Raw genomic sequence first — 22,956 nt, forward strand, 5'->3', positions numbered from 1 at the left:
AGACGGGAAATTAGTTGTCGTTCTCGGGGTTTTGATTGAAAAATTGTTATATCCCACAATTGAGCGTCAGGCTTTGAATTATGAGGAAATTCTCATAATTTCATTTAAAAACAGTATTTTGTTATAATGGTACTGATCGTTCCGTTAAATTTCAATACCTTTGATTGCCCCCCTTGCTTTAATTGTTCTGAAACGGCAAACAGGTATAAAGGGTAGAATTAACTGTAATGCGGAACGTAACGTTCCAATTAGTATTGAAAGTGGCGAATGTATGTTTGGTAAACTTCTTGGCATGATGTCAACTGATATGGCCATTGATTTGGGGACTGCCAACACCCTTGTCTATGTTAAAGGACAAGGCGTACAGCTTGATGAGCCTTCAGTGGTGGCGTACGTCACACAAAACGGGCGTAAGGTGGTGCACGCCGTTGGTTCTGAAGCCAAGCTGATGCTTGGTAAAACGCCATTCGGGATGGAAGCTATTCGCCCTATGCGCGATGGAGTCATTGCTGATTTTGAAGTCGCTGAAGAGATGATCAAAAGCTTCATCCAGAAAGTGATGAAGAAGCGTTCGTTGATTTCTCCTCTTATTATAATCTGTGTGCCAACCGGTGCTACGCCGGTTGAACGTCGTGCAATTCACCAATCTGCGCTTATGGCTGGAGCACGTCAGGTGCATTTGATTGATGAGCCAATGGCTGCTGCTATCGGTGCCAACCTACCGATTGATGAACCATCTGGTTCAATGGTCGTCGATATTGGTGGTGGTACAACCGAAGTCGCAGTGATGTCTTTGCGTGGAATTGTGTATTCGCGTTCGGTTCGCATGGGTGGTGACAAAATGGATGAAGCCATTGTGAACTTCTTGCGGCGTGAAGAAAATCTATTGATTGGTGAGGCGTCTGCTGAGCGTATCAAGAAAGAAATTGGGACAGCAAAAATTCCTGACAATGGTAATGGCATGTCCATTGAGGTGCGTGGACGTGACCTTATGAATGGTGTGCCCAAAGAGGCATCTGTTTCTGAAGCAATGGTTGCTAAGTCACTTCAAGATCCGGTTTCTGAAATTGTTGAAGCGGTTAAACAAGCACTAGAAGCAATGCCGCCAGAGCTTGCAGCTGACATCGTTGATAAGGGTATTGTGTTGACCGGTGGGGGCGCGCTGCTTCGTAACCTTGATGTTGTGCTTAAAGAGCGTACTCAATTACCAGTGACAGTTGCTGATGATCCTTTAAAATGTGTCGTTAAAGGCTCCGGTATTGTTCTTGAAGATTTCGAAAACATGAAAGATATTCTTGCGCCCGACGTCTAAACGATTAGACCAAATCAGGGTAAAGTGTAGTAGCGTTTTGGGTGCCTCTCTGTATGGGAGGCTTCCATATTCAGAATGGAGGCAGTCTCATGGCTAGGCATGCGCGACATCAAGTCGGTGCACCACGCTTTGCAGCGCGTGCCGGAATTGCGGGTATTGCTATCGCTTTACTTGGCTTGTTGATGGTTCAGTCTTCCTCCGATGTTCGCAGGGCTTTGCAGCCTGCCCGAGCACGTATGGATGGGATCACATCGCAACTATCAAGTGCGGCCAATCATCATTTTGCCGGATACACATGGTTGTTTGCAAACAAAGCCTCCAAAGAGCGCATTCGTGAACTTGAAAGTCAGGTTCACTCCTTAGAACGTTGGCGAGAAGCATCAAGAACGATGTCGCTGCGCATGGTTGAGTATGAGAATATGCTTGATCTAATGGGAGAACCTCAAATCGGCGGTGTTACAGCGCGCGTCATTGCTGAAACAAATGGACCATTCACGCATTCACGGATTGCAAATGCGGGTGCAGTTCACGGTGTTTTTGATGGATTCGCCGTCGTTAATGAACACGGCCTGTTAGGGCGGGTTGTTCGAACTGGTCATCGCACGTCTCGAATTTTGCTTTTGACAGATTATAATAGTCGTATTCCTGTCATGGGGAGAACTTCGTTGGACCGCGCTTTGCTTGTTGGAGATAAAAAAGTGGGCGCGCGCATATTGCATGCCGAAACGCCGGATAAAATTGTTGAGGGCGAAGAGTGGGTCACATCTGGTGATGACGGGTTGTTTGAGCGCGGCCTTCGCGTGGGCTTTGCTCATCAGGATAAAGAAGGATGGCGTCTAGACTTAGCGATGCAACGCGATGCGATAGATTTCGTAAGAATTTTGCCACCTCCAAGCTTTGTTACACCTGAGGAATTGATGATAAGTGATGGCAAGCTTTTAACACCTAATACGGATGAAAATCTCACAAGTCAAAGTTTTGAAGAAGCTTCAAATTCTGAGCAGGGTGGTACGAATGTTGGAGGTCGCCCTTGAACACAACCACACGCATAAGGCTGTTTCTTGGAGCGGTTTTTGCGATAGTCATATGTATGCTCGGTGCAACGCCGTTGCTTCACCATATGCCTTTCCCATTGACTGACACTTGGCCGATTGCCGTGCTGCTTTATGCACTTTCGACTGTACGGTTGGGTATGTCTATTTGGGCCGCTGTCTTGATTGTGTTCGTAGGTTTGTTTCAAGATTTCATATGCGAAGCTCCCCTTGGAGCATGGGCGTTGGCTGGCTTGTGTGGATATGGTGCAGGCCTAGTGGCAAGAGGCAGTTTTCGAGCGATGTCAGCTTCAATACCAGTTGAATTTGTTTCGATAATTATCGGTAGTATTGCAGGTTTGATGGGGCTGTCTTTAGCTGGAGATATTGCTGGCGGTGCTCAAGTTATCGACTTGTCATTAGTTGGAGACCTCATTTGGACTCTTGGGTTATATTATTTGTTAAGTCCGTTGTTTGCCCCATATGACGAGGCGTTGTCTGTATGAGTGCTAATAGATCAAAAGATGCTGAATTTACTCGCCGTTCCATAGTTATGGGAGCAGCGGGAGCTGTGTTATGGACAGGACTGGCTGCTCGGTTAACGCAGCTGCAATTGTTTGAGGGTGACGAATACGCGGAATTAGCAACGGAAAATAGGATCAGGTTAGACCCTGCGCCTGCACGTAGAGGTGTGATTTTTGATCGGTTTGGACAGCGACTAGCATCCAATAAAAGAAATTTTTATGTGCTGATTGTTCCTGAAGAGACAGATAATCTTGAGAATACGCTTACTCATTTAGGCAGATATATTCCCATCTCAGGAAGTAAACATCGTAAAATTTTATTGCAAGCGCGGCAGCAGGCTAGGTTTGTGCCCATTCCAGTCGCTGATGATTTAAGTTGGCAAGATTTTTCACGTATCAATGTGCATGCACCAGAGTTTAGAGGTGTTTATGCGGAAGTTGGCGAATTGCGCTCTTACCCTATGGGAGCAGCTTTTGCGCACACAATTGGCTATGTCGCACGCCCCAATAGGGAAGAGCTTGATAGTTTGATAGCTGCGGAAATTGCCCGTTTGCAAATTGGTCCTGATGATTTTGCGGGACAACGGCAAATTCAAAGCCGCATGCAAAGAATTTATCGCCACCCAGATATGCGTTTGGGCCGCCAAGGGATTGAGCAGCATGCCGAAACATATTTGAGAGGGATACCTGGCTTCCAACGGATTGCTGTAAATGCTTCAGGTCGTATCGTAGATCGGCTGCCAAGTGATGATGTCGCCCCCAAAGACGGTGGAGATATTGTTTTAAGCTTTGATGCGGAAATTCAGAAATTTGCGATTGCCCGTTTTGGTGAAGAAAGCGGTAGCGCAGTTGTCATGGATATTAAGAGTGGCGAACTCATTGCCATGGCTTCAACACCAGCGTTCAATCCGAATGACTTTGTATCTGGTATATCTCAGTCAAAATATAATGACCTTTTAGGCAATAAAAAATCTCCGCTTTATCACAAAGCTTATGATGGTCTGTATCCTCCAGGGTCAACGTTTAAGATGATTGTCGCGGCAGCAGCTTTGGAAGCAGGCGTCGCAACACCTAATGATCATGTGTATTGCGGCGGAAAAACATGGTTTGGTGGCCGGGACTTCCACTGCTGGAAGCGTGGCGGGCATGGTTCTGTCAATATGAAGGGCGCAATTCAGAAATCTTGTGATGTGTATTTTTATGATATTGCACGTCGCATTGGTGTGCAGGGAATTGCAGATATGGCCCGGAAAATGGGGCTGGGACAAGTATATGAGTTGGGGATGACTGGTGGGAATGCCGGTGTGGTTCCTGATCCGGCTTGGAAGCAAGCTGCTAAACAGGAGCCATGGTATGAGGGTGAAACGCTCAATTATGGTATTGGTCAGGGATATTTGACGACTTCGCCGCTTCAATTGGCCGTGATGACAGCCAGAATTGCCGCAGAAAATGCCTCACCGTCGCCAAAAGTATTCATTGGCGGCGCAGCTGCGCCTGATCCGGGGGTGCCGCATTATGAGCCTCTGGATTCTGAAATTGCTGATCAATTGCGAGCTGGTATGTATGCCGTGACATCTGAACCAGGAGGGACAGCATTGCGTGCTGGTGATGTCGGAAATGGTCAACGTTTGGCCGGTAAGACGGGGACAGCGCAAGTGCGCCGTATTTCAACAGCAGAACGTGTCACCGGTGTTGTTAAGAACGACCAATTACCTTGGAAATTGCGAGATCACGGCTTGTTTGTATGTTATGCACCTGCCGACAATCCTAAATATGTATGTAGTGTGATTGTGGATCATGGTGGTGGGTCGAGTGCAGCTTACCCCATAGCAAGAGATATAATGACAGAAACGTTGAAGCGAGACCCCGTTTCAAAAGAGACGCACAAAGTGGCAAGCCCAATGGCGCAGGAAGAAAATAAAACTTCCACGAGTGAGGCGATTTAATTAATGCGGATTATCGCCGAAAAGCTAACTTTGATTGATAAGTTGAGAAACTTACACTGGTCATTATTGCTGACATTTATTGCGATTGCTTCTTTTGGTACGGCAGTTTTGGTTTCCGTCACGCTTAAAGACCCAAGTATGGCGGATATTCCGTGGCAACATATAACGCGGTTTGTGTTCGTGTTACTTGCAACAATCGGTTTAGCGCTGGCCCCAATTCGATTATGGGCGATGATCGCCTATCCACTATATTTGGGGGCGCTTTTCTTACTTGTCTTAGTTGAACTGTTTGGAACAATTGGAGGAGGTGCTCAGCGTTGGCTGGATATCGGACCCGTTTTGATTCAACCATCGGAATTTATGAAAATTGCGATTTTGCTCGCTTTGGCAAGATATTATCATCAAACGAGTGAAAACAGCCCGCCCAATTTGTGGAATCATATTATGGCGGGAATCATTATTATCGTTCCTACAATACTTGTATTGAAGCAACCTGATTTGGGAACGTCATTGATGCTGGCTGCCACAGGCGGAGTTGTTATTTTTTGTGCTGGATTATCATGGAAAATAATTATAGCGGGCATACTCGGGGTACTTTTGTCTATTTGGCCCGTCTATCAGTTTGGTTTGAAAGATTATCAGAAAGAACGCGTTTATACCTTTCTGGACCCTTCAAGAGATCCGCTTGGTGCGGGCTATCAATTACAGCAAGCAAAAATAGCAATTGGGTCTGGAGGCCTTCAAGGCAAAGGCTTTATGCAAGGCACGCAGTCTCAGAATAATTACATTCCCGAACAGCACACAGATTTCATTTTTACGATTATTGCAGAAGAATTTGGATTTGTTGGTTCAATGTCGCTTTTGACCGCATGGGCTGTTGCTTTGATATTTGGTCTCTTGGTCGGCAATCGATCAACAACAGTGTTTGGGGCGTTGGCGGCGGCGGGAGTGGTCGCCACGTTGGCATTCTATGTCGTGGTTAATATCGGAATGGTCATGGGCTTGATGCCCGTTGTTGGTGTACCATTGCCGTTGATTTCGCATGGTGGGACGGCGATGATGACGGTAATGTTAGGGTTTTCTATTCTTTTAATGGTTCACATCCACCGTGATCAAACAATGGTCCTTAAAGGGGTTCTTTAGCGCAATTTCAATGAAATGATTGACCTTCGTGCTCGGTTCGGTGAAGTTCTAGTGCTGATTTGCGTAAAATAGACAAGCGGAGCAATAATTATATGGTGGGCAATCCATCGGGGGATATTAGCCGAAAGAGTGATACTTGGGGATCACGTTTTGGTTTCATTATGGCGGCAGTTGGATCTTCTGTTGGCCTTGGAAATTTCTGGCGCTTTCCATACACGGCGGGAGAGAATGGAGGCGGGGCCTTTATTCTGATATACTTGCTCTGTGTCGTGGCAATCGGTTTGCCTGTTCTCATGGGAGAATATGCATTGGGCCGTAAAGCTGGTATGTCGTCAGTTGAGGGTATTCAATCTTTAGCGCGAAATGCAGGTAAATCCGAAAATTGGGGTATTATCGGTTGGGTTGGTGTTTTTGCGTCAACTTTCATCGTTTCATTCTATATGGTGATTTCCGCGTGGATTTTAGCTTTCGTACTTCAAGCGATAGGCGGTAATTTCGCAGGGATCACGCCTGAACAATCTGGTCAGAATTTCGGTGAAACGATCAGTAATCGCGGCAATATAATGGGGCTATTATTGGTGTTCCTAATAGCCAATGCTGTGATTGTTGGGCGCGGTGTGAAAGGCGGCATTGAAAAAGCAGCAACTATTTTGATGCCTGCTTTCTTCATTATGCTTTTAGGAGTTGTCGCATTTGCGGTTACAACGGGTGACCTGAAACAGACTGTATCATTTCTTCTTTCACCAGACTGGAGTGCTGTGAATTTTAGCACGTTCCTAGCAGCGCTTGGTCAAGCTTGTTTCTCATTGAGTGTTGGATCTGTATTGATGGTTACCTACGGGTCATATCTTTCAAGAGACACTAATATCCCGCGGTCATCCTTTATCGTAGCGGGAGCGGATACAATGGTTGCGATTATCGCAGGGTTTGCGATTTTTCCAATCGTATTTCAAGCGGGACTTGACCCAGCTGGTGGGCCTGGATTGTTCTTTGTGTCTCTTCCGGTCGCTTTTGGGAGTATTCCTGGCGGTAACATTATTGCCATGGTATTTTTCTCATTAGCATTATTTGCAGCTTTCACATCCTCAATTTCACTCTATGAGGTGTCAGTTTCTTGGCTCGAAGAGCGTCATGGTGTTCATCGCATGGGTGCATCCATGGGAATGGCATTCATTCTTTTTGTTGTTGGCGTGGCATATATTTATTCTGGAGATTATCTGGATTTTGTTGATTTCTTGACGGGGAATATTCTTCTGCCTCTGGGAGCGCTATTTATAGCGATCTTTATTGGTTGGGTTTTGCCAAAATTAGATATGCTGGAAGAAATCGAAGATCAGAAATTGCATGCAGTTTGGTATACGGCACTGCGTTGGTTTGTGCCTGTTTTTGTCGGAATTATTCTGTTCTTTGGAATTTTCGATGGATTGCAGGACACATTTGGCGTGCAAATGCCAGCATTTATGGAAAGCCTAATTGGTAGCAATAAATCCGTTTAAGGCGACTGATTATTGAAAATAAAAAAAAGGCAGCTTCGACATTCCGAAGCTGCCTTTTTATTGAATATTACGGCGAAGCTAACTAAATTTTTCTGCCATCAATTCTGTGGCTCGTATGAGCTCATCCACTATTCCAGGTTCCATGCTGGAATGCCCAGCATCACCAATAATTTTTAGTTCCGCACCATCCCAAGCTTTGTTCAGTGCCCATGCCGACGAAAGCGGCGTGACAACATCGTATCGACCGTGAACAATGACACCTGGCAAATTTCCAAAACTTGCTGCTTGTTCCAATAACCAGCCATCTTTTTCAAAAAAGCCTTTATTCCAGAAATAATGGCATTCAATGCGGGCAAAAGCATCGACAAACGCTTGTTCTTCAAATTTGGAAGGAAGCATTGATGGGCCTCGTATAGAAAGAGTTTCTCCCTCCCATTGAGACCAAGATTTAGCTGCCGCCGCGCGCTCTTCTGCATCGCTGCCTGTAAGGCGTGAATAGAAGGCTTTAAGGAGGTTGTTACGTTCACTTTTAGGAATTGGAGCAATGTATCTATCATACGCGTCCGGAAAGAGGCGACTCGCACCTTCCTGATAAAACCACTGAATTTCTGCTTTTGTGAGAAGGAAAATACCGCGCAATACTAGGCCTAGTGTCGTTGATCGGTGAACGGCTGCGTATGTGAGGGCGAGTGTGCTTCCCCATGATCCACCAAATAATAGCCATTTTTCGACTTTCAGGTGCTCGCGAAGTTTTTCCATATCCGAAACGAGATCCCAAGTCGTGTTCTCTTGCAATTCCGAAAATGGAGAAGAGCGACCACACCCACGTTGGTCAAAAATAATGATTCTGTATTTGGTCGGGTCAAAAAAACGGCGCATGTCTGGGTTTGAGCCGCCGCCAGGGCCACCATGAAGAGCGATAACGGGGATACCGTCGGGATTTCCAGATTCTTCCCAGTATAGTTCGTGAATGTCGGATACACGAAGACGCCCAACTTTATTCGAGTCTATTCTGGGAAAAAGAAATTTGCGTGATCGATTATTGTTCATGACTGCTTCACTAGTACTGTTTTATAAAGAATTGAAGGACTCTCGTTAAAAGATGTTCACGTTTCTTCTAAATTGTTGTTATATGCAACAGGGTGGGTGAAACGGTGTTAAGCGGGGAAAAGGTATTGTCGCGTAGAATTTTCGTCGGAATCATTGCTGGAACTACTCTGTTGTCTAGTGGCTGTGCCACAGTTGCTGTTTTTGAAACTGTATCTGAAACTGAGATACAGCTTACGAAACCCCAGTCTGAATTACATAAAGCATCAGTCGCTTTTTGTGAAACAAGTCAGGACTCAAAATGGGCAAATGGCGAAAGTAACTTTTCAGCACTGATGAAAATATGGGGCGGTGACAATGAGGTTGGCAAAGCTTACTGGGAACATCTTACGCAATTTGAGCCTGACGCAAGTGAAATTGCTGAATTAGTCAATTATGATGTTTCAAGTGCGATTGAAAGTCTCGCCGAGGTAAATCAACTCGCGCAGGCATTATTGCCATCTCATGGGGCTGTAACCAAGCCTAGAAATGCTGATGTACGTGAATTTGAACGCGTCGTGATTCACGCCGGACAAGCGCGGGAAACATTTGCAGCATCATTTTTAAGAATAAAGCAAACAGATAGTTCCGCGTTGGAAGATATTGACCCGGTTAAAGTTCTTGAGCCATTCGACAAAGAGTTGGAATTGGCGCGTTTGATTGTGGATGGACTTGCTGCGGCACGTATGTCTGAAGTTCTGGCATCCTTGGAAGAGCCCACTTCATAATAATTTCAATTGGGTCGATTGATCTGAAAAGTGCGATATTTTTAATTGCGCCAAGAAATTTCTTGTTTAAATAGTCTAAGCTAAGACAGTTTGATTGAAGGAATTTGCTCGACATGAGTAACGCATGGCGAGCCACAGCATATCTAAGTCTTTTCTATTTTATTTTTGGGCTTCAATTACCCTATTTGCCGGTCTGGCTGGAAACTGCGCGTGGTCTAGATGGGCCTCAGATCAGCTTCGTACTATTTGGTGCTCTTTTGGCGCGTGTTATCGTTGGACCGGTGATTTCTGGATGGGCCGATGCGCGCACAGCAAAAATTGCTTCGGTTCTAATGGCTGCTGGGGCCGGATTTGGTTATTTTGTATTAAATCTCACCTTTGATCCAATTTTACTTGCGATTGTTGGCTTCTTTTTGATGTCGATAGTGCACGCTATCATCCCGTTGGGAGAATCTAGCCTTTTACTCGTGGCTGGCGAAAGCAGACCAAGTTTTGGTCAAGGGCGTGCTCTAGCATCCCTGTCTTTTGTATTCGGCGTATTTTCTGGTGGTTTTCTTATCCAATATGTTGGTGTGTCCAGTTTGGTGCCGGTGATCACTTGTCTCTTTGTTGGCTTGATGCTGATAGGTTGGTTGGTGCCGTCCATTCCCTTGGGAGAAAGCGGCACAGAAGCTGGGCTGTGGTCGCGTATGGCGCGAGGTATCCGATTATATCGACGTCCTACCTTATATTTGCTTTTGATAAGCGCGTCCTGCATTCAGGCAGCTCATGCATTTTATTATGGGTTCTCCACAGTGATCTGGGAAAAGCAGGGGTTTTCGGGAACAGAAATTAGTTTTTTATGGGTAACAGGCGTATTGCTAGAAATAGCATTTCTTGCTTTTGCATCTAAATTTCCAGCATGGGTTACACCTCAGCGTCTCGTATTGATAGGGGCGATAGGGGCAGTGCTGCGTTGGGTTTCGTATGGGTTTGCCCCTGATCTGTTAAGTGCTTTTATTTTACAAAATCTCCATGCATTAACCTTTGCTGCGACATTTATCGGAGGTGTTCGCATGGTGCATAGCGAGGTTGCCAAACAAGATCAGACCTTGGCATTGTCTCTTCTTGCTGCGATTGCTGGCGCTATGACTGGGGCTGCTGGGGTATTATCTGGCTATTTATACGAAGGAATTGGCGTTCGAGGATATTGGGCTATGGCTGCATTGGCGGCAATTGGAGGCTTATTCGCGTGCTTGATGATGTTAAGGATATCTACTCGCCTTGAACGATAAAGTAGGTGATTTTTAAAGCTATTTAGTAGAGTTTAAGTCAAGAATGGACGCGATAGGAGCGCTTCTTGGCACATGCCCAAGCTCGATTTGATATCACTACAGACCTAGCGGGTGATCCTGTTATGGTGCTGGAGGGAGCGTGGACGGCATTCACTGTTGGTGCAATTGATAAACCCTTACGTCAACTCACGTCCAAAGATGTCAGTAAAGATGTCTCGTTAGATGTCTCTCAATTAGAAGATTTTGATACTGCCGGTGCGTATGTTGTGGATCGTACGCTTCGCCAATTGGGTGCCCCTTCTGGTAGTTTGGCGAAAATAGTTGGAGACACACATAGTGTCATCTCCCTGCTTACCGCTGTAAACGCTGCCAAACCTGAGCCAGTTAAGAAAGCAAAAGATAGGCATGGCTTCACCCAGTTGCTTGACCGAGTTGGCCATGGAACTGTCGATGCCTTAAAAGAGGGTTGGGGTATTTTGGAATTCATCGGTGAAGCATTCACAACTGTTTTCTTTTTGCTTCTAAATCCCAAGAAAATACGGTGGACATCCGTTGTCGCTATAATGGAAGAAGCAGGCTTGAATGCGCTTCCAATCGTGTCGATGTTATCTTTCTTTATCGGTATCGTGATCGCCTTTTTGGGGGTGAATTTGCTTCAATCTTTTGGGGCGCAAGTTTTCACTGTCGAAATGGTCGGATTTCTGATGTTGCGTGAATTTGGTTTGGTGCTGACGGCTATTTTGCTGGCGGGGCGAACGGATAGTTCATTTACGGCTGAAATTGGCGCAATGAAGATGCGGGAAGAAGTCGATGCAATGCGGGTCATGGGGTTGAACCCGATGGAAGTATTGGTGGCTCCAAGGTTAATAGCATTGCTTGTGATGACACCTTTCCTGTCATTTTTTGCGATGATTTCGGGACTCGTGGGAGGTTTGTTGGTGATGTGGGGTGTGATGGATATCTCCCCAGCCATGTTCATTCAACGCATTCAAGACACCGTTCCAGGTCAAAATTTTTGGGTAGGAATTGTAAAAGCGCCTGTGTTTGCAACTGTAATTGCGCTGGTTGGGTGTCGTCAGGGATTGCTTGTATCAGGTGATGTTCAATCTCTTGGTCAGCGCACCACTTCATCTGTCGTTCAGGCCATTTTCCTTGTCATTGTCATCGATGCAATCTTTGCCATCCTCTATATGGAGATGGGATTGTAATGATGGAAGATGATCACAAGCTTGCTATTCGTGTGCGTAATCTGACCAATCAGTTTGGCACTAAAGTGGTGCATAAAGATCTAGACCTTGATGTGCGTGATGGTGAAATCATGGGTGTGATAGGACCTTCAGGTACAGGGAAGTCTGTGTTGTTGCGTTCGATAGTTGGACTTATTCAACCTAAGAAAGCGGATATCGAAGTTTACGGGCAAGACCTTACATCGCTTGATCGAGAAGAGCGGCGAGTGATTGAACAAAAATGGGGTGTTATGTTTCAGGATGGAGCATTGTTTTCAACGCTTAGCGTCCAAGAAAATATTATGGCACCCATGCGCGAACACCTAGATATGCCTATTGCATTGATGCAAGAATTGGCATGTATGAAAGTACAAATGGTTGGTTTGGAAGGGGATGCAGCTCCTAAACGTCCTTCTGATCTGTCTGGTGGAATGCGCAAACGTGCTGCTTTGGCGCGTGCTATGGCGCTTGATCCAAAATTGTTATTCCTAGATGAGCCAACTGCTGGACTGGATCCAATTGGTGCGGGAAATTTTGATCTGTTATTGCGCTCTTTGTGTGATGCGTTGGGGCTTACTGTATTTTTAGTGACGCATGATTTGGATTCGTTACATGCTGTTTGTGATCGGATAGCAGTTTTAAACGATGGCAAAGTGTTGGCTGTTGGGACGATGGATGAAGTTCGAGCAAACCCTCATCCTTGGATACAAGAATACTTTTCCGGGCCGCGTGGACGCGCAGCTCTGGGTAATAGTTAGAAAGGGCGGTTCAAATGGAAACGCGCGCAAATTACGGACTGATCGGGGCTTTCGTTCTTATGGCGATGGTGGCTTTTGTGCTGTTCGCAGTTTGGATATCCAAGGTTCAATTCTCCAAAGAATTTTCAGTCTTTGACGTCGTGTTCGAAGGGGCTGTTAATGGGTTGTCTGAAGGTGGAGAGGTTCGCTTTAACGGTATCAAAGTTGGAGAGGTCACTGATCTAGGGCTTGATGCACAAGACCCAAATAATGTGATTGCGAGAATTCGCGTTGATGCAAACACGCCGGTTAAGTCAGATTCTCGTGCTGAATTAGGGCTGCTCGGTATTACAGGCATGACATTTATTCAGATCAAAGCAGGTAGCCCTGATGAACCGCTATTGAACAAAGGCATTCGTCCCTATCCGCCGCGTATTAAAACGGACAAGACGCAATTGGATAAAATCTTTTCAGGCGGAGAGGGGCTCATTGAATCGAGTACGGATGCACTGGATCGCGTGAGCCGAATGTTTAGAGATGAAAATGTGACCCGCATCTCTAATATTCTAGCAAATATCGAAGATTTGACAGATGTGGCGAATGGTCAGAATGGAATTGCTGCCGACGCTCAGCGCGCTATTCAAGCGCTGGAGGGGGCTGGTATAGCCATGAATGATGCTGCTGTGGCTGTGGATGCTGCGAGTGTCCAATTTGATGCGAATGTGGCGTTGATGACGAAAGATACAATGCTTTTGCTTAAAGACATGCAGAATGTTGTTAAAAGTGCAGATCATGCAGTCGGCTCAGTTGAGGGGGTTGTTATGGACGAACTTGCACCGAGCGCAGAAGAAGTTATGAGCGAATTATCGACGACGTTACAGGATGTGCAATTGTTAGTGCAGAGACTGGACGGTGTTGTTGCTGAACTTGAACGCGATCCACGAGAATTTGTGCTTGGCGATGTCAAACCATATGAGTAATGGGAAATAGATAGAAAATGTTTATTCGTTTGAAAAAGCAAATGTATGTGCTTCCTCTTATTCTTGTTGGAATGGGACTGGGCGGGTGTGTATCTGTACTGCCAGAGCCTAAACAGCCTGATGCTTTGGTACGGTTGCCAACATCTGGGATGCGCGGTGCCAGCTCTCCATTGAACACGAATATTGTTGTTCATATTCCTGATGCCATGGGGGCAATTTCTGGTGCTGAAATCGCTGCGTCTGATAACCAACGTATTCAATATATCAATGATGTGCGTTGGGCAGACTCGCCAGCCCGATTGTTCCAAGCTGCTGTCGTGGATGCACTAACTGTCTCCGAAGGCGATGGGTTAGCCGTGCCAGTGCAGGTTGGTGCGCGTGGTGAATATGATCTTAGACTGAGCATATTGGACCTGACAGTAGATAATGAAAAAGAAGAAGCTGTTTGTAAGGTACGTGTGGTGCTGACTCGTTCTGGTGATAAGAGCATTATTGCTTCGGATGTTTTGCAAGCTGTTGAGTTGCTAGAGAATAAAAAATCTGTAGATCGCGCTGAGGCATTGGCGCGTGCGATTAGCAATGCAGCGGAAATTACCGCTGATTTTGTGGCAACACATGCACAGCCATATGATCTTGATGCTGAACGTCGTGCTAAACGTCTTGAAAAACGCGCTGAACGTAGAAAGCAACAGGATGAAGATGCGGCCAAAGACGAATTAGAAAATGAGTTGGAGCCAGAAGAGATTATTCCAGAATTTCCACCTGAAATTCAATTAAACACCTGATTTCATATTATAAATAATTTATAAAACCGTCTAAACATTCTTTGTTTAGGCGGTTTTTTATTGCGACTGGTTCTTTGTCCACTGCCAAGCGGCACTCGTGATTCTTTTCTAAAGAATAAATAATGGAATCTCTACTGTCAGTTTTGTGTCAGCAGGGCATGTATCAAACTTGCATCGTTTAATTGATATGCAAGGGGTTTAATCATGATTGGCTATACAACTGTTGGCACAAATGATTTTGAAAGCGCAACTAAATTTTATGATGCATTTTTTGCAGAACTTGGCGCAAAACGTACAATGGAAACCGATGGATATGTTGTGTGGGGCACAAGCCCTGAAGCGACAGCTTTTTCTGTTGTAAAGCCGCATGATGGCAAAGCGGCGACTGTCGGAAACGGCGTTATGATTGCCTTGGCGGTAGAAAAGCCAGATCAGGTTAAGGCTCTTTATGAGAAAGCCATCGAACTCGGTGGGAGTTGTGAAGGAAAACCGGGCCCACGTGGCGGTGGGTTTTACGCCGCTTATTTCCGTGATCTTGATGGCAATAAATTGAATGCTTTTTGTATCGTAGCAGAATAGAAACCTGCTTATAAAAAAATCCCGCTAGAATTCTATATTCTAGCGGGATTTCATTGTTTTCTAAGTTATTTTGTTAGTGCGGCATCCAGTAGCAAATAGGCTGCTAGTCTCGGGTCTGCATCTTCACGTGAGCGTTCAGCACTTTCCAAAAATTTCATTGCTTCGTTTTCTTCGAGTGCGAGATAGCTCTCAGCTGCAATACGCAAGTCTTCGTCTTGGGTAAGTAGACGTTGTATTTGTGTAAGCTCACCCGGGGCTGCTTGCTTGGTTGCCCGACGACGCTGGCGTTCACCTCTTGCAGTTGCTGCTGCAATACGACGTAGGTCAGAAGAACGAATTGCGCGTTTTAGTCGAATGCCTGAACGGTCCAATTGTTCAACGAAAGCTAGCGCAGTTTGGTGATGCTCTTCTTCGTTGCCTTCTGTCCCTATGCTTGAAAGCAGGTCACGCCAAGACATGCTGGACTGGGCGTCTTGTTGTGTTGTTTTTGAGCGTCTTTTTTCTTGCTCAAGAGTATGAGCTTCGTGAGCTGCTGCAGCTGTCGCACTAGAAGGTTCTGCTGTTGCTGTTGGTTTGGCGCCGCCACGTTGGTAATCTGGTGTTGAAGAAGTGTTGTCTAAGTCTTCAATTTCTAGAGGATCAAAGGGTGAAAAGTCTGGTTCTTGTGTGTGTTTTGGTTCAACTCTCGTTGGTGTAACTGTCTCTTCAGTGCGAGAAGGGCGCGGGGCCGGTTTTGACACACGTGGAGCCGGTGCTTCATAAGGTGTTTCTACTCTACGAGCATTTGAGACAGTGTCGTCGAGACCATCATTTAACAGTTGAGATGCGCGTTCGATACGAGACCTAGCGCGATCAAGTCCAGCTTCTGCTGCTTGTGTTGCGCGCGTAGCAGCTGTGTACATGTGCTCGCCCATACGGTCCATGCGTTTTTCAGTCTCTTCAACATGGCTGTTGGTTGTTTCCATAGCCTGTTTTACAAGACCTTCAGCACGTGCTGCTGTTTCGATCAGGCGTTTCATTGCTTCTTCGGCTTCACTATTTGTTTTTGAAGCTTGTTGAGCAACTTGTTCGGATGAAATCCGTGCACCATCTAGGGCATTATCCATGGCCTGACGAATTGCTGCGGCTGTTGCCTTGGAAGCTTCAACGGCCATGTCGCCGGCTTTCAGTGCATTATCAACTGTGCGCGATGAACCAAGTAGGTTTTCATTGATAGACATAAGTGACTGCACCAATTGCTGCGCACGTTTGCGGCTTTCGGCTGTCATATGATCAAGGTTTGCGGCAGAGGCAGCGAGATTTTTACCGGTCACTTCAATAGTGTTGAGGCGGTCGTCTAATTGTTTACCGGCTTTTTGAACTTCGTTTTGAGCCATCGTGGCTGCACGCGTCATTTTTTCAGCATGCATCGGGATGGCTTCTGATAATGAAGCCGCCTGAGAACGAATAGAATTAGACAGGCTGGACAATTCATCACGTTCAGCTGCAAGTTTGAATTTGAGCGCTTCAGTATCAGCGCGCACAATCTCAGCAGCTTTTATTGCAGCATTTGAGCTTTCTTCCATATCCTGACGGATGACTTGAACGCGGGCTTCAGTCTCGTTAAGTGTATCGTAGATTTCATCAGAACGCTGAGCTATTACAGATCCAAGTGTATCCACTTCGCCGGACAAAGCGGAAGCTGGTGAAAGCAATTCTTGAGTTGCAGCAAGTACGAGTTCATTTGCTCTTGCGGAGCGTGTTGATTCCCGTGCCATGAATCCAGACATGATTAAAGCCAGGCCGGGCCCTGCGGCCATAGCGACAGCACCTGCTAGTTCCGCAGGAGGCATTTCCTGAAGGGCTGCAACACCATATTTGCCGATTGAATAGGCTGCTGCTCCGCCCCACCATGTGAAGGCAAGAGCGGTCGTGCCCCAAGGCATCCAGCTACCGGCTTTACGGGCTTGGCTTAACCTTATTTCGAGGTCTTTTTTGCTTTGAATAGGTTTGGCTACTTTGTTCATGACATACAACTATACAGATGACTCTGTCTTTATACAGTCAAGATCTGGGCCATTACATGTCAAATTAGCCAGTTAAGCGAATTTTTCGAAAATATACCCATGTAAAACCTGAGTATTCTTATAATCGAACACAAATACTCGTGCTCAGAATGCCTTGATGACGGTGTGATTAATTAAAACAGACGTTGGGCGCTTGCAGACGCTTGTGGTTTATTCGAGTCGTCTTGTTTCTCTGGAGTAACGTCTAAACCAGCCCAAGACATCAATAAAACAAGCAAAGAATCGCGAACGAGAATTAAAAGACCCAGCATAATTGCCTCCACAGTTTGTCGGGACAATGATGTCAAAAAAGTCAAAAATCAAGTTAAACTTCATTCTAAAGTCGAAAAACGAATATTTGACAGTGGTTCAAGGCTGGTTGGAGCATAGAAGAGGGGAGATCTGTATTTACAGGATGTCTTTGGGGAGGAATTGTAATGTTAGATCTGTGACTGTTTATATTTGGGACAATCAACACCGGAATTGTATCATTTCGGAACGAGCTGAACCGTTATGCCAATTGGAGGTTTTTGGATTTTTTGTCAGGCAGACTAACCATTAAGGCATCTTTATTCTCTTGCTGCTCATATAATGCTTAGCAAATTTAATGTGCGACGTTCTATAGGACCAATAGGCGAGAAATGATGAGTAAAATAATCGATTTGGACCACCTTAACGCCATGACTGGCGGTGACGTAGAGCTTGCGCGAGAGGTTTTAGGTATTTTTAAACATCAAAGTGACATTTGGGGGCGACTGCTTGATGTTAACGCGCCGTGCGAGCAATGGGCTGATGCTGCGCACTCAATTAAAGGGTCGGCGCGCAGTATTGGTGCAATGGAGCTAGGAGAAGCATGCCATGCGGCAGAAATACGTGGTCGTGAAGGAAATGTTTCCGCTGCAGAAGCGGGTGTGTTGATCAGCGCAATCAAAGATAAAATGACCGAAGCCACCGAAGCATTAGCAAAGGTTGAGCATCAATTGTCGATGTCAGAATCCTTTAAGGCATCGTAAGAGCTATATTCATACGCGATGGAGCGCTCTATCAATAACCGCCAGACAGGGTCTGCAATCTCTGCTGGTAGATTGTGTTCCTTGGAATGAGCTAACACTTTTGCAACGACATCTTCAATGCGCGGCACATCGCGAACCATTTCTCTATCTGGTTTAATGCGCGAAGCAGCTTTTATATAAGTTGTACGTTCAGCGAGTATCTCCACAAGGAGGCGGTCTATTCGATCTATCTCGTATCGAACATCCGTCATGCTTTCGCATTCAGGGCCTGTTTTCTTGCGAGGGTCGGAATTATAGGTCTCACCCGTGATGTGATTTGTGTCAGAGCCATCTGAGGCGCTTTGGGAGGTGGACTTACTCAATTCTTATCTCGCTCATTTTATGAAGGAATGATGAGGAAGGGGTATGCTGAACTTACCGTTATGACAAGAAGTCAAAGAAAACAGGCGACATTTTCACGCGGCCTGTTTTCAATATGTTTATGTTTAAATTCTGGTGTCTTCTACCAGAGATTTGAACCACCCTGTAGGAAATCCATTTGTGCTGTTGAGCGAATGTCATAGCCAGTATTTGGCTGAACGTCCGCTGTCCACAAACCGTTTGGTTGCAAGCAAGCCTTTAAAATACCCGTTTCGCTGCCTGTTGCATAAGTCGCTGTTTGACAGTCTGGGGCAGGAGGTTGATATTCATCACCTGAAACGTCACTTGCAGAATTGACAGTTCCGCCTAAAGCTGTGGCTGCATTAAAGCCATCATAGCGCATTGATGCGTCGGTTTCATACGCTGAAATTGTCGACGTGTAATCTGTGCGCACATATCCATATCCAACACCGTTTTCACCAAGTAATGTCCAGCTTTCGCCGGTTGGTGTTGTTGATACAGAAACAGCTTCTAAAACTTCGCCGCGCATAACTGTGTCAGCATTTGGTACAATTGTACCACCAGGAGCATTCATTAAACGAACTTGTTTTTCAAGTTTAACAAGGCTTGTTGTCAGAGCGATTGGCGTCGCTGTTTGAGCGGATGTTTCAGAGTTAGCTGTTTTTCCATCAAAGGATAATTGGCCAGTTTGGCCATCGGGTGAAGAAATGCTCACAGCTTTGATCGTGTTTGTCTGACTGAACAGCGTGCCGATACGTTGGCTTGCAGAGCCTCGACCATGACGGGCATCGCGGCGCAATGTTTCAGGTTCAAATAAAATAGCTTCAGCTTCTTCGGATAGAGCGGAACGCGAAGTGTCATTTGAACTAGAATATGCGAGCTCATTTGAAGCGAGAGGCGCGCTCGTGATCATTGAAGGCGTTGGTGTGTTAACAAAAGAGAGACCAGATGTGGCACCTTCTTTTGTCATCCAATCACCGTCTGGTGTCATGCAAGCAGCATGGCTTGAGCCTGTGCCGCCGACAGATATTGTATAGTCACGACAAGGTGTGCTGACATCAATACGTTCTACAACGCTTTGTGATACGGTCGTTGTAAATGGGCTGACTGTTTGAGTTTGCGTGTCTGACAGGCTGACAAGGTCGAGAGAGGGGACATATCCAATCGCGATCCCGTTTTGACCAACCATAGACCATTGCTCACCAGATGAATCCGTGACGGATCCCATGCGCTCAAGCGTAGTGCTGAGTGGTAGGTTTTTCAGTACAGTTTGATCATATTGGCGTGGAGCGGCATGTAATTTTGTTGGTGTTGTAACGCGCACCCAGTCATCTTTGAGCAGCATGTAGCGCGGTAACGGCTCGATATTATCAGCTCGCGATACAAAAGTTGGACGAACTTCATTCTGAGTAGATAGGAAGTGAAGATCTACGCGTGTTCCATTTTGTGTGATGATTGAATTGACTTCACCATCTGGAGTCGTTTTGGCGGCGTGACGTACATTGTATGCAAATTGCTTTTGTTCTTTAGCAGCCAGATATGATCCGTTTGCAAACAATGCATCAATAATGGTTTGAGGCATGCTGCCAGCGCGCATGACGCCATCATATACACGCTCTCCAACACTAACACTTACCGGAGCTATCGCTTTTGCTGTGTTTGGGCGCAGGATTTTAGATAGAAGTGGCTGCTTCGTTTTTGCTGTTGAAGTGGAATTTCCGAACAATTTAGGTTTCGCAGGTTTGGGTGCGATTGTCGGAGCTGTCACTTTTGCAGAGGTGGTGGGCTGCGTTACTTCAGGTGGTGTTGTTTTGGCTGCTGGCGGCGCAATGATCGGCGCGGCAGGTTTTGAAAGCGTCAAGCTTGGAGCTTTTTCAGACACTTTAGGCTTTGTAATTTCAGCAGATTTTAGATCTGGAGACGAAAGTGTTGTTGAGTTTGGCGATAGCGTGCGAGAATCCGTAGGTGTTGTTGTTTCGCTCTCTTTAGGGATTGAAGCAAATAATTCACTGGATGGTTCGCTAATTGCGGTGTCAGAATTTTCTGTTCCGCTTGCTGTTAGGTCTGAGAATACACGCTGGTCGTTGAGCGGTGCATCGGCAGATGTTGAACTGGAAGCTGTTGTTGCCGCATCTGTTGTCGTCGTATCACGTGCAGTGATATTTGGCTGGCTTGGCGCAGTGTTATTTCCAGCATCAGCGATTTGAACACTATCATCATCGCCTTTGGGCAGCATGAAGTATACAGCAGCACATATAGCTGAAATTGATGCAGCACCCGCTAGATATAGGGCGATGCGGCGTCCGCTGCCATCAGAATCATCCTGTGATGGAACATAATATCCATCATTGTCATCTACACCTGGCTCGTAAACTTGCTCGTCAGAATCGTAATACGTCGCTGCAGTTTGGCGGGGTGTTACGATTGGGCCTGAGTTTTTTGGTTTTGCCAGACGGGTGTTGAACGGTGAATTTTTCGTGGTTGAATGCGCTGCGCCGGCACCTGCGGAAAGTGACACTGCCAAGCGCTCTTCTTCAGTGAGACCATCATCTGCTTGGGTGTCAGTTTGGCTGGATTTGCCCTGACTTGGCGGGAAGGCAATAACCTGACCAGATCCGTTTTTGTCTTCTGATGGCGAGTTTTGACTCGATTTAGTGTCGAGTTCGTCGCTATCTAGTCGTGCATCCGGCACGACTAATTCATCACTTTCTGTGTCAACACTGGTGTCATTGTCTCGAAACTCTTCCTGATCCAATTTGTGGGCTGTGTTTCCAGAGCCGCGTCCACTGACTGGCAGGACGGGTGGCATTTTGCCGAGTTCGGAAGCGTCAGAAACGAGTTCAGCTTCTTCCAAATCTGGAATTTCTATATCAGTAGTTTCTAAAGTTGGGGTTTCTAAATCATTAACGTCAATGTCAGGAATATTTAGACTTTCGCTTTCTTCCAGTGCAATCAGTTCGTCTTCTGGAGGTGGCGGAGGAGTACCTAAAGTGAATTTTTCTGTGTCATCTTCATTCTCAAGACTGTATTCGTTTTCTTGATCAAAGGACAAAGATTCAATTGAAGTGACGTCTGAATCTTCCAATGATTCTTCTAGCTCTAGACTGTCGTCCAATTCATCTAAATCTTCAAGAACTGGAGGTGCTGCCAATACGTCATCAAGATCTGCTTCTTCGAGCTGAATCGTGTCTGTTGGTGCATCAAGGTCGGGTAGATCTGATGGAATATCAGGTAAGTCTGTCGAATCGTCTGTTTTTAGATCTTCTGGGAAAATCTGTTCTACCGCTTTTGTGATTTCATCTTTTGTATCATCTAAAGCTGATTCAGCGCTCTCACTGATTTGCTCAGACACGTCTGAAAACACATCTTGTGCATCTTTTAGAGGAGTCTCTACGGCTTCTTCTTTTGCGTTTGATTGAGATTTACTATCCCAGTATGAACCGCTGCTGCGTGGACGCACCAGTTTGTCATTTAATGAATCATTGCTGCCTTGACGCCAAAAAGTCATGGTAACTCGCCCAATAGAATCTATACACGCTCGCACACTAGCACGAAGTGTCCAGAAGGTTAATCTTAATCAATCGTTAAACCATTGAAACGGATTTCACATAAATTGTCGAGAGTCTATGAGATTCGCTTATGAAGAAGTGTGTTAGGAACTATACACCAACGACTTGATCTGATTGTGCTTCTTCCTTGATCCATTTGATGAATTCGCGTGCAATTGGCGATTGGGTGCGGCCGCGTGGCCAAACAGTCCAATATGCAAAATCTATTTCATTTGTGCCGTCTGCAAACGGGGCAATTAATCGCCCGCTTTCAAGGTCGCCAGCCGCGATTGCTTTTTTTGCTAGTGCGACGCCGCGCCCTGAGGCGGCAGCATCAACGACGACTGCTGATTGATTAAAGCGCGGGCCACGAGAGGAATCGACCCCTTCAACATCGCGCGCAGCCAGCCAGCTTGCCCAGTCTGGGCAGGATGGGTCATTTTCAGGGCTTTCATCATGTAAAAGCGCGTGATGTTTAAGGTCAGCTGGGGTGAGAAGCGGGTGATCACCCTCTAAAAGTGTAGGTGAGCAAACGGGCAGAACTTCTTCGGACATTAGTTTTTCGATGCGTAGGCCGTCATAATTTCCGCCGCCATACCGAATTGCGAGGTCAATTTCTGGGCCTGCAAAATCCACAACAGCGATATCTGCTGAAACCCAGACTTCTGCTTCGGGGTGGAGATGTTGAAATTTATCCAGCCGGTGCGCCAGCCATTTTGCTGCAAAAGACGGGGCACACGAAATCATTAAACGGTTTCGGCGCTTTGGCGCACGCAATACATGTGTAGCTTCGGCCAATTGTTCAAACGCATTGGTCAGCAAAGGTAGCGTGGCTTCACCGACATCTGTCAATAAAACCTGACGTCCTGTGCGGCGAAATAATGGTGCACCTGCAAATTCTTCTAGGTGTCTGATCTGTTGCGAAATCGCACCGGGTGTTACATTTAGCTCTTCTGCTGCCTTCGTGAATGACAATCTGCGAGCTGCTGCTTCAAAAGCGCGAAGCGCATTTAGGGGCGGAAGACGGTCTATTGGGTTATCAGATTCAGTCATTGTGAAGATGCTCTAATGTTTCAGCTTAGCTCAATTGCATTGTAACGGAGCGCAGACGGCGCCACTTAT

20 protein-coding genes are annotated in these 22,956 nt (G+C 46.1%); 14 read left to right on the forward strand and 6 right to left on the reverse strand.

Annotation, left to right across the window (positions count from 1 at the left end):
• Window positions 1-271 precede the first annotated feature (271 nt).
• From HBAL_RS02405 to HBAL_RS02430, 6 genes are all read left to right on the forward strand, one after another.
• The gene (locus HBAL_RS02405) at window positions 272-1,312 is read left to right on the forward strand and encodes a rod shape-determining protein (RefSeq protein WP_015826333.1); all 1,041 of its coding nucleotides are present in this window, start codon (window positions 272-274) and stop codon (window positions 1,310-1,312) included.
• Window positions 1,313-1,401: 89 nt separating this feature from the next.
• Window positions 1,402-2,346, forward strand: coding sequence for a rod shape-determining protein MreC (gene mreC, locus HBAL_RS02410; protein ID WP_015826334.1), 945 nt, complete (start codon window positions 1,402-1,404; stop codon window positions 2,344-2,346).
• Window positions 2,343-2,849 (forward strand): hypothetical protein, encoded by a 507-nt coding sequence (locus tag HBAL_RS02415; RefSeq protein WP_015826335.1) that lies wholly within the window; start codon window positions 2,343-2,345, stop codon window positions 2,847-2,849. Before mreC ends, HBAL_RS02415 begins: the two co-directional genes overlap by 4 nt.
• Window positions 2,846-4,813, forward strand: a complete 1,968-nt coding sequence (gene mrdA / locus HBAL_RS02420) for a penicillin-binding protein 2 (RefSeq protein ID WP_015826336.1) — start codon at window positions 2,846-2,848, stop codon at window positions 4,811-4,813. The genes HBAL_RS02415 and mrdA overlap by 4 nt, the downstream gene beginning before the upstream one ends.
• Before the next feature lie 3 nt (window positions 4,814-4,816).
• The gene (gene rodA / locus HBAL_RS02425) at window positions 4,817-5,956 is read left to right on the forward strand and encodes a rod shape-determining protein RodA (RefSeq protein ID WP_015826337.1); all 1,140 of its coding nucleotides are present in this window, start codon (window positions 4,817-4,819) and stop codon (window positions 5,954-5,956) included.
• Between the two features lie 92 nt (window positions 5,957-6,048).
• The gene (locus HBAL_RS02430) at window positions 6,049-7,452 is read left to right on the forward strand and encodes a sodium-dependent transporter (RefSeq protein WP_015826338.1); all 1,404 of its coding nucleotides are present in this window, start codon (window positions 6,049-6,051) and stop codon (window positions 7,450-7,452) included.
• A gap of 78 nt (window positions 7,453-7,530) precedes the next feature.
• On the opposite strand, the gene pip is transcribed toward HBAL_RS02430, so the two are convergent.
• A complete protein-coding gene (gene pip, locus HBAL_RS02435; protein ID WP_015826339.1) occupies window positions 7,531-8,502 on the reverse strand; it encodes a prolyl aminopeptidase in 972 nt (323 codons plus the stop codon).
• A gap of 125 nt (window positions 8,503-8,627) precedes the next feature.
• Between pip and HBAL_RS02440 the strand changes: the two genes are divergently transcribed.
• From HBAL_RS02440 to HBAL_RS02470, 7 genes are all read left to right on the forward strand, one after another.
• Entirely contained in the window at window positions 8,628-9,266 is a 639-nt protein-coding gene (locus tag HBAL_RS02440; RefSeq protein WP_233356726.1) for a hypothetical protein, read from the forward strand.
• 113 nt (window positions 9,267-9,379) lie between these two features.
• Window positions 9,380-10,540, forward strand: coding sequence for an MFS transporter (locus tag HBAL_RS02445; protein WP_015826341.1), 1,161 nt, complete (start codon window positions 9,380-9,382; stop codon window positions 10,538-10,540).
• A gap of 65 nt (window positions 10,541-10,605) precedes the next feature.
• Window positions 10,606-11,748, forward strand: a complete 1,143-nt coding sequence (locus tag HBAL_RS02450; RefSeq protein ID WP_015826342.1) for an MlaE family ABC transporter permease — start codon at window positions 10,606-10,608, stop codon at window positions 11,746-11,748.
• Window positions 11,748-12,524: an ABC transporter ATP-binding protein gene (locus HBAL_RS02455; protein ID WP_015826343.1), complete on the forward strand. Its 777-nt coding sequence runs from the start codon at window positions 11,748-11,750 to the stop codon at window positions 12,522-12,524. The genes HBAL_RS02450 and HBAL_RS02455 overlap by 1 nt, the downstream gene beginning before the upstream one ends.
• 14 nt (window positions 12,525-12,538) lie before the next feature.
• A complete protein-coding gene (locus HBAL_RS02460; protein ID WP_015826344.1) occupies window positions 12,539-13,483 on the forward strand; it encodes an MlaD family protein in 945 nt (314 codons plus the stop codon).
• 17 nt (window positions 13,484-13,500) lie between these two features.
• Window positions 13,501-14,268, forward strand: coding sequence for an ABC-type transport auxiliary lipoprotein family protein (locus HBAL_RS02465; RefSeq protein ID WP_015826345.1), 768 nt, complete (start codon window positions 13,501-13,503; stop codon window positions 14,266-14,268).
• Between the two features lie 204 nt (window positions 14,269-14,472).
• A complete protein-coding gene (locus HBAL_RS02470; protein WP_015826346.1) occupies window positions 14,473-14,847 on the forward strand; it encodes a VOC family protein in 375 nt (124 codons plus the stop codon).
• Window positions 14,848-14,912: 65 nt separating this feature from the next.
• Here the strand turns inward: HBAL_RS02470 and HBAL_RS02475 are convergent, their stop codons facing one another.
• Both HBAL_RS02475 and HBAL_RS16745 read right to left on the reverse strand, forming a co-directional pair.
• Window positions 14,913-16,853: a coiled-coil domain-containing protein gene (locus tag HBAL_RS02475; protein WP_015826347.1), complete on the reverse strand. Its 1,941-nt coding sequence runs from the start codon at window positions 16,851-16,853 to the stop codon at window positions 14,913-14,915.
• 173 nt (window positions 16,854-17,026) lie between these two features.
• On the reverse strand, window positions 17,027-17,164 hold the full coding sequence (locus HBAL_RS16745) for a hypothetical protein (RefSeq protein WP_015826348.1): 138 nt from the start codon (window positions 17,162-17,164) through the stop codon (window positions 17,027-17,029).
• Window positions 17,165-17,536: 372 nt separating this feature from the next.
• On the opposite strand from HBAL_RS16745, the gene HBAL_RS02480 reads away from it, so the two are divergent.
• Window positions 17,537-17,905 carry an Hpt domain-containing protein gene (locus HBAL_RS02480; RefSeq protein ID WP_233356727.1) on the forward strand — a complete coding sequence of 123 codons (369 nt, stop codon included), beginning with the start codon at window positions 17,537-17,539 and terminating at the stop codon, window positions 17,903-17,905.
• Here HBAL_RS02480 and HBAL_RS02485 read toward each other — a convergent pair.
• From HBAL_RS02485 to gcvA, 3 genes are all read right to left on the reverse strand, one after another.
• Entirely contained in the window at window positions 17,869-18,267 is a 399-nt protein-coding gene (locus HBAL_RS02485) for a chorismate mutase (protein WP_015826350.1), read from the reverse strand. The two genes, HBAL_RS02480 and HBAL_RS02485, sit on opposite strands and share 37 nt — an antisense overlap.
• A 140-nt stretch (window positions 18,268-18,407) precedes the next feature.
• Window positions 18,408-21,794 (reverse strand): midas domain-containing protein, encoded by a 3,387-nt coding sequence (locus HBAL_RS02490; RefSeq protein ID WP_015826351.1) that lies wholly within the window; start codon window positions 21,792-21,794, stop codon window positions 18,408-18,410.
• Window positions 21,795-21,945: 151 nt separating this feature from the next.
• The gene (gene gcvA, locus HBAL_RS02495; protein ID WP_015826352.1) at window positions 21,946-22,887 is read right to left on the reverse strand and encodes a transcriptional regulator GcvA; all 942 of its coding nucleotides are present in this window, start codon (window positions 22,885-22,887) and stop codon (window positions 21,946-21,948) included.
• Window positions 22,888-22,956 lie beyond the last annotated feature (69 nt).

Source organism: Hirschia baltica ATCC 49814 (assembly GCF_000023785.1).
Lineage (GTDB): Bacteria > Pseudomonadota > Alphaproteobacteria > Caulobacterales > Hyphomonadaceae > Hirschia > Hirschia baltica.